This window comes from Lonsdalea britannica (assembly GCF_946477055.1).
Lineage (GTDB): Bacteria > Pseudomonadota > Gammaproteobacteria > Enterobacterales > Enterobacteriaceae > Lonsdalea > Lonsdalea britannica_A.
Window position 1 is genome coordinate 1 of record NZ_CAMKXG010000208.1, and the last position, 6,274, is coordinate 6,274.

The following is a 6,274-nucleotide window of genomic DNA, read 5'->3' on the forward strand; positions in this document are numbered from 1 at the left end:
CCTGCCAGACTGGTCGCGCGCAAAGCGGCTTCAGAATCAACGGCATCGACTGGCGCCAAACGACGGCTTCTTCATCAGACAGCAGCGCGTCACGCAAACGGTCGATGAACGCAGGTGTCGCGATTGGCGTTGCGCTTTCACTCCAGCGCAGGCTGTCCGCATCCGGGCACGTTGGCCAGCTCTCCCAGTCGGGCACCAGCAGCAGCAGCCAGCTTCCGGCTTTAAGGGTACCCGCCAGAATTGCCAGCGCCTCGGCGTCCAATCCATCGTGGGCATCGAATACCGCGTGCAGGAACTCCTGCCCCAGCATCCCTTTCAGTTGAGACGCCGCTACCACCGATTCTGATGCCGTCTTGCCGACCCAGAGCCAGTCGCCGGGGAGCGCCTGCCGCAATGTTTGGGCCTGTTTTATGCACCATTCGCGATCGCCGCTGATCGTCAGCACGCGGCGAATACCTGCCTGCGACAGCATCGATTGCTCGGCGACAAGCGCGTCGATAGCGGGAAGTGAGGTGTCCGACAAAACGTCAGCCGCCTTTACCGACCAGCAAAGACAGTAGACCGGCCGCAATCAGCGGGCCGACCGGGACGCCGCGGAATAACGCGACGCCCATGACCGTACCGACCAGTAATCCGGCCACGACGGAAGGTTGGCTTGTCATCAGCGCAACGCCACGCCCGCCCAGCCAGGACACCATCACGCCGATCAGCACCGCCAGCAGCGATTTCCAGTGCAAAAACGAGTGCATGACGTCACTCGCGCTGATTTTTCCGCTGGCGATGGGCGCCATCACGCCGATCGTCAACACCAGTACGCCGACGGTCAGACCGTATTTCTCTACCCAAGGGAAGTAGTTGTTTAACGGCGTGATACGTACCGCCAACAGCGCCAGAATGGCGAGCGTGACGGTCATGTTGTGGCTGATGATGCCGAGCGCGGCCAGCGCCAGTAAAATCAATAGCGTCGGGTCTAAATTGGCCATGAAAATTCCTTGCGGGGGAAAACAGAAAATACGGCGGGCAATAATACCACCGATCATGACAGGACCGGCGTTCAATCTCAGGTAGCGTGGCGGTAGGGTCGAACGATGGGAGCGCCGTCAGGTTTTGTCATCCCTGACGGCAAAACGAAAACGATTGCTTTTTTAGTCTAAAGAAACGCCGATACGGCGGGCAACTTCTTCGTAGGCTTCGATCACACCGCCTAGGCTCTGACGGAAACGGTCTTTATCCATCTTATCCAGCGTGTTCTTGTCCCACAGACGGCTGCCATCCGGCGAGAACTCATCGCCCAGCACCACTTCGCCTTTGAACAGACCAAACTCCAGCTTGAAGTCCACCAGGATCAGTCCGGCATCGTCGAACAGCTTGCTGAGCACGTCATTCGCCTGATAGCTCAGGGCTTTCATGCGCGCCAGATGCGTTTCGTTGACCCAACCGAAGGTCTCACAGTAAGACTCGTTGACCATAGGGTCGTGCATTTCATCGTTCTTCAGGAACAGATCAAACAGCGGCGGATTCAGCACTTCGCCTTCTTTGATGCCCAGACGCTTTACCAGCGAACCCGCGGCACGGTTACGGATCACGCATTCGACCGGCACCATATCCAGCTTTTTCACCAGCACTTCGGTATCAGACAGCAGACGTTCCATCTGAGTCGGGATCCCCGCTTCTTCCAGCTTGCTCATGATGAAATGGTTGAACTTGTTATTCACCAGCCCCTTACGATCAAACTGCTCAATGCGCTGACCATCTAACGCTGACGTATCATTGCGAAACTGCAGCACCAGCAGATCGGGATCTTCCGTGGTGTAAACCGTTTTCGCTTTTCCGCGATACAACTCAGCTAGCTTTTGCATCTTTATTACTCCACACAGTGAGGGCCATCGGCGCATGGCCCGTGATAGTTAACGCGTTGACAATAGAATAAAAAAAGGCCGGATTATCCGGCCCTGAACACTTATCGATTAAACGCTGCCTGGAACACCGCCACCAACGCATCGTTTTGCGACTGGGTAAGCGTATGGCCTTTCGAGTCGATGAACTGCAGGCTGCTGCGGTTACCGAGGTCGCCGACCTGCAGCTTGTAATCCCCGTTGGTCAGCTTCGGATCTTTCGCGCCCAGCTCATCCCAGCGGTCGCTGCTCGGCGAGCGGTAGGTCACGGAGACCGACCCCTGAGGACGGCTGCGATCGTTTACCGTCATCCCGATGTTTTCCAACGCCTTCGGCAAACGGTCCCAGACCTGAACATAGCTTCCGCGCACCACGATCAGCGGCAGGCCGGCATCGTCGGCGGCGCTCTGCACATCCAGAGACTGACTACCGCGATGAGACTGCTCATTTTCACGGGCAGACACGGATTTTTCCAGGCCATCAGACAATGAGTTCATCATCTGGCTCGTGTAGCGTTGCGTCAGGAAGGCGTCATCCAGCGTCGCATTGTTCTGCTGCAGAGCAAGAAGCTTCACGCCCAGCGCCAGCTGATAACCCTGAGGCTTCAACGACACTTCATAACGCGCCTGATAAGGCGGTTCTTTTTCTTCTTCGGAATTCCAGCTGATCCAACCGGTCGTCAGCGTCTGATTGGCATCCTGACGGTTGTCGATGGTGTAGCCTTTAGACTGCATCACCTGAACGATCTGGGACCACAGCTGGCTATTCTGAGCGCTATTTTCCAGCAGCAGAGTCGCGGTATTGCCGCTGACCTGGCCGCGTGAGCCGTTCAGCAGCGCCAGCGATTGCATCGGCGGACGAATATCCAGATTCTTGCCCACCTGACCGTTTGGATTAATCGGCGGCAAATCGTAGTCGCCGTTTTGCAACGGCAGAATCATGCCCGACGGGACGTTCAGCGCACGGTGTTCCGGCGTCTGCAGATAGGACTCATCACCGTTGACCTGACGCTTATAGCGTTGATCGTTGGTACAGGCTGTCAGCAGCGTGATCAGCGAAAGGCCGACCACGGTTGCCACCATTGACTTTTGCAATGAAGAACTCATTCAAACTCCCTAACGATTACAGCAGACCAGACTGCTTTAACGCCTGTCCTACCGCCTCGCGACCGCTTTCGGTCAGAGGCGTCATCGGCAGACGCAGCGTATCGGTCGCTATCAATCCCAATGCCTTACAGGCCCACTTCACCGGAATCGGATTGGGTTCTACAAACAGTTTCTGATGAAGCGGCATCAACCGTTGGTTAAGACGACGGGCTTCTTCAAATTTGCCTTGCGCCGCCAGCGAGCACATTTCCGTCATTTCACGCGCGGCGACGTTCGCCGTGACGGAAATCACGCCGTGACCACCCAGCTGCATGAAGTCCAGACCGATGTCGTCATTGCCGCTCAGCAGCACGAAGTCGTCATCAACCAGTGCTTGGATCTGAGTCACACGGCTTAAGTTCCCCGTTGCCTCTTTAATTCCGACAATATTTTTGATGACGGCCAGACGGGCGACGGTTTCCGGCAGCAGGTCGCAGCCGGTACGGGAAGGCACATTATAGAGGATCTGAGGCAGGTCGGTATGTTCAGCAATCGCTTTGAAGTGCTGGAACAGCCCTTCCTGAGTCGGTCGGTTGTAGTACGGCGTCACCGTCAGACAACCCGCGATACCGCTGTCGTTGAAACGTTGGGTCAGGGAGATGGCTTCCGCCGTAGAATTAGCGCCGGTGCCGGCGATAACAGGAATGCGGCCGTCGCACAGATCCAGCGTCAACATCACCACGTCGCCGTGTTCGTCGTGGCTGAGCGTGGCGGACTCCCCGGTGGTCCCGACCGAAACAATCGTCGATGTTCCGCTAGCAACGTGGTAATCGATTAATTTCTTCAAACCCGCACGATCGACTGCGCCTTTGGCGTCCATCGGTGTAATCAGAGCAACACTACTTCCCGTAAACATTGACCATCCCCTCCAAAAACAAGTGCCTCATGGTACTTTTGACGTCCATGCAAAAGCAAGCGCGCAAGCGCCGTTGTCTGCGCTTGGCAGCCGGTTTTTTTTATGTGTACCATGTAGATCTCAACACATTGAACAGGAAGCGCCATTTTGCCTAGCCCTCAAGAACACTATCTGGTCATCACCGCGCTGGGGGCCGATCGCAACGGCATCGTCAATACGATTACGCGTCATGTCAGCAGCAGCGGCTGCAACATTGAAGATAGCCGTCTTGCCATGCTGGGCAAAGAGTTCACCTTTATCATGCTGCTCTCCGGCAGTTGGAACGCCATCGCCCGAATCGAGTCCACGCTGCCGATCATCGGCGCCGAGCTGGAACTGCTGATCGTAATGAAACGTACGGAGTCGCACGCGCGTCCGCCCATGCCCGCGACGGTATGGGTCAAGGTTGAGGTGGTCGACTCCCCGCACATCATCGAGCGTTTTACCGACCTGTTTGACTCCCACCAGATGAACATCGCCGAACTGGTTTCCAAGACCCAGCCGGCTATCGGAGACGCCCTGCCGAAGCTGTATATTCAGATCACCGCGCACAGTCCGGCAGCGCTGGACGGCTCAATTATCGAGCCAGCCTTTCATCAGCTATGTACAGAACTGCAAGCACAAGGCAGTATTAGCGTGGTGAACTATCCACAGCACGAAAAGAGAGATGGAGAGTAGTGATGACCACACTGAAAGCCGGCGATATCGCACCCCAATTCAGCCTGCCCGATCAGGATGGCGAACCTGTTAACTTAACCGACTTCCAGGGACAGAAGGTCTTGATTTACTTCTATCCCAAAGCCATGACGCCGGGTTGCACCGTGCAAGCCTGCGGCCTGCGCGACAACATGGACGATCTGAAGAACTATGGCGTTGAAGTCCTCGGCATCAGCACGGACAAACCCGAAAAGCTGTCCCGCTTCGTGGAAAAAGAACTGCTGAACTTTACGCTCCTGGCGGATGAAGACCATCAGGTTGCCGCTCAGTTCGGCGTCTGGGGCGAGAAAAGCTTCATGGGCAAAACCTATGACGGCATCCATCGCATCAGCTTCCTGATCGACGCCGAAGGCAAAGTCGAAAAAGTTTTCGACAACTTCAAGACCAGCAATCACCATGACATCGTGCTCAGCTATCTGAAAGGCGAATAATCGCTTTTCTGGCTCGGCATCTCCGCCGGTACGCACGCTTCGTACCGGCTGCTTTCCCTTCTTCACCTTCCGCACTCTTCAACACGCTGTCTTTTTATGCCGGGTATTTCCTTTGCAGGCGACCTCTGGCTAAGATGAAGACCATGATAAAGACTTCGCCCTGTTCACAAGGGGGTACGCACAATGGCTAACCGACTTCACCAGACGGTGATGGCGATGTTGGCGACAACGCTGCTTGCCGGCAGCCCGGTCGCCGTCGGCGCTGACGTTCAGGATCGTTTGCCCGATATCGGCACGACGGCCGGCGCTACGCTGAGCATCAATCAGGAACTGGAGATGGGGGATTTCTATCTCCGCAAACTGCGAGCAGGCGCCCCGCTGGTCAACGATCCCCTGCTTCTCCAGTACATCAATCAGCTCGGTAACCGGCTGGTCAAATCCGCCGACTCCGTGCGGACACCGTTTCACTTCTTTCTGGTCAATAACGACGAAATCAACGCCTTCGCCTTTTTCGGCGGCAACGTGGTGATCCACTCCGGCCTGTTCCGCTACGTGGAAAATGAAAGCGAGCTGGCCTCGGTACTGGCGCATGAAATCTCCCACGTCACCCAGCGCCATCTGGCGCGCGCCATCGAGTCGCAGAAAAACAGCGCGCCGTTGACCTGGGCGGGCGCGTTGGGATCGATCCTACTGGCAATGGCTAATCCACAGATGGGGATGGCGGCGCTGAGCGGCACGCTGGCGGGAGCGCAGCAAGGCATGATCAGTTTTACGCAGGCCAACGAACAGGAAGCCGACCGCATCGGCATTCAGGTGCTGCAACGCGCGGGATTCGATCCGCAGGCGATGCCTAATTTCCTTCAGCGTCTGGCCGATCAGACGCGCTATGCCACCACGCCTCCGGAAATGCTGCTCACTCACCCGCTGCCGGAAAGTCGACTGTCCGACTCCCGTAACCGTGCCAACCAGATGCGATCCACGCCGGTCCATTCGTCGCAAGATTTCCTGTTAGCGCGTATTCGTGTCCTGACGATGTATTCATCGGACGACAACCCGATCGCCGCTACGATTCTGAGCAACTGGGAAAAAGGCAACGTGCGCGAACGCGAGGCGGCGCAGTATGGCCGGGCGATTCAGGCGTACCAGACCAAGAAATACGACAACGCGCGCGCGGCGCTCCAGCCTCTCCTC

8 protein-coding genes are annotated in these 6,274 nt (G+C 56.6%); 3 read left to right on the top strand and 5 right to left on the bottom strand.

The window, feature by feature from the left end; all coding sequences use genetic code 11:
- The 5 genes from Q7O77_RS13175 to dapA form a co-directional block, all read right to left on the bottom strand.
- The coding region (locus tag Q7O77_RS13175; RefSeq protein ID WP_304168075.1) for a tRNA(Met) cytidine acetyltransferase TmcA domain-containing protein at positions 1 to 523 on the bottom strand (523 nt) is incomplete at its 3' end.
- Between the two features lie 4 nt (positions 524 to 527).
- Complete coding sequence (locus Q7O77_RS13180) at positions 528 to 983, bottom strand: DUF441 domain-containing protein (protein ID WP_304168079.1); 456 nt, start codon at positions 981 to 983, stop codon at positions 528 to 530.
- A gap of 162 nt (positions 984 to 1,145) precedes the next feature.
- Positions 1,146 to 1,859 (bottom strand): phosphoribosylaminoimidazolesuccinocarboxamide synthase, encoded by a 714-nt coding sequence (purC, locus tag Q7O77_RS13185; RefSeq protein WP_304168082.1) that lies wholly within the window; start codon positions 1,857 to 1,859, stop codon positions 1,146 to 1,148.
- A gap of 101 nt (positions 1,860 to 1,960) precedes the next feature.
- A complete protein-coding gene (bamC, locus tag Q7O77_RS13190; protein WP_304168085.1) occupies positions 1,961 to 3,001 on the bottom strand; it encodes an outer membrane protein assembly factor BamC in 1,041 nt (346 codons plus the stop codon).
- A gap of 16 nt (positions 3,002 to 3,017) precedes the next feature.
- Positions 3,018 to 3,896 carry a 4-hydroxy-tetrahydrodipicolinate synthase gene (dapA, locus tag Q7O77_RS13195; protein WP_085652111.1) on the bottom strand — a complete coding sequence of 293 codons (879 nt, stop codon included), beginning with the start codon at positions 3,894 to 3,896 and terminating at the stop codon, positions 3,018 to 3,020.
- A 147-nt stretch (positions 3,897 to 4,043) separates the two neighbouring features.
- Between dapA and Q7O77_RS13200 the strand changes: the two genes are divergently transcribed.
- The 3 genes from Q7O77_RS13200 to Q7O77_RS13210 all read left to right on the top strand — a co-directional run.
- Complete coding sequence (locus tag Q7O77_RS13200) at positions 4,044 to 4,613, top strand: glycine cleavage system transcriptional repressor (RefSeq protein WP_304168088.1); 570 nt, start codon at positions 4,044 to 4,046, stop codon at positions 4,611 to 4,613.
- A 2-nt stretch (positions 4,614 to 4,615) separates the two neighbouring features.
- Positions 4,616 to 5,083: a thioredoxin-dependent thiol peroxidase gene (gene bcp / locus Q7O77_RS13205; RefSeq protein WP_304168090.1), complete on the top strand. Its 468-nt coding sequence runs from the start codon at positions 4,616 to 4,618 to the stop codon at positions 5,081 to 5,083.
- A 183-nt stretch (positions 5,084 to 5,266) separates the two neighbouring features.
- On the top strand, positions 5,267 to 6,274 hold a 1,008-nt coding region (locus Q7O77_RS13210; RefSeq protein WP_304168092.1), incomplete at its 3' end, for a M48 family metallopeptidase.

Coding starts and splice junctions, on each gene's coding strand:
- Q7O77_RS13180 (WP_304168079.1), bottom strand. CDS start 983: ATGGCCAATTTAGACCCGACGCTATTGATTTTACTGGCGCTGGCCGCG.
- purC (WP_304168082.1), bottom strand. CDS start 1,859: ATGCAAAAGCTAGCTGAGTTGTATCGCGGAAAAGCGAAAACGGTTTAC.
- bamC (WP_304168085.1), bottom strand. CDS start 3,001: ATGAGTTCTTCATTGCAAAAGTCAATGGTGGCAACCGTGGTCGGCCTT.
- dapA (WP_085652111.1), bottom strand. CDS start 3,896: ATGTTTACGGGAAGTAGTGTTGCTCTGATTACACCGATGGACGCCAAA.
- bcp (WP_304168090.1), top strand. CDS start 4,616: ATGACCACACTGAAAGCCGGCGATATCGCACCCCAATTCAGCCTGCCC.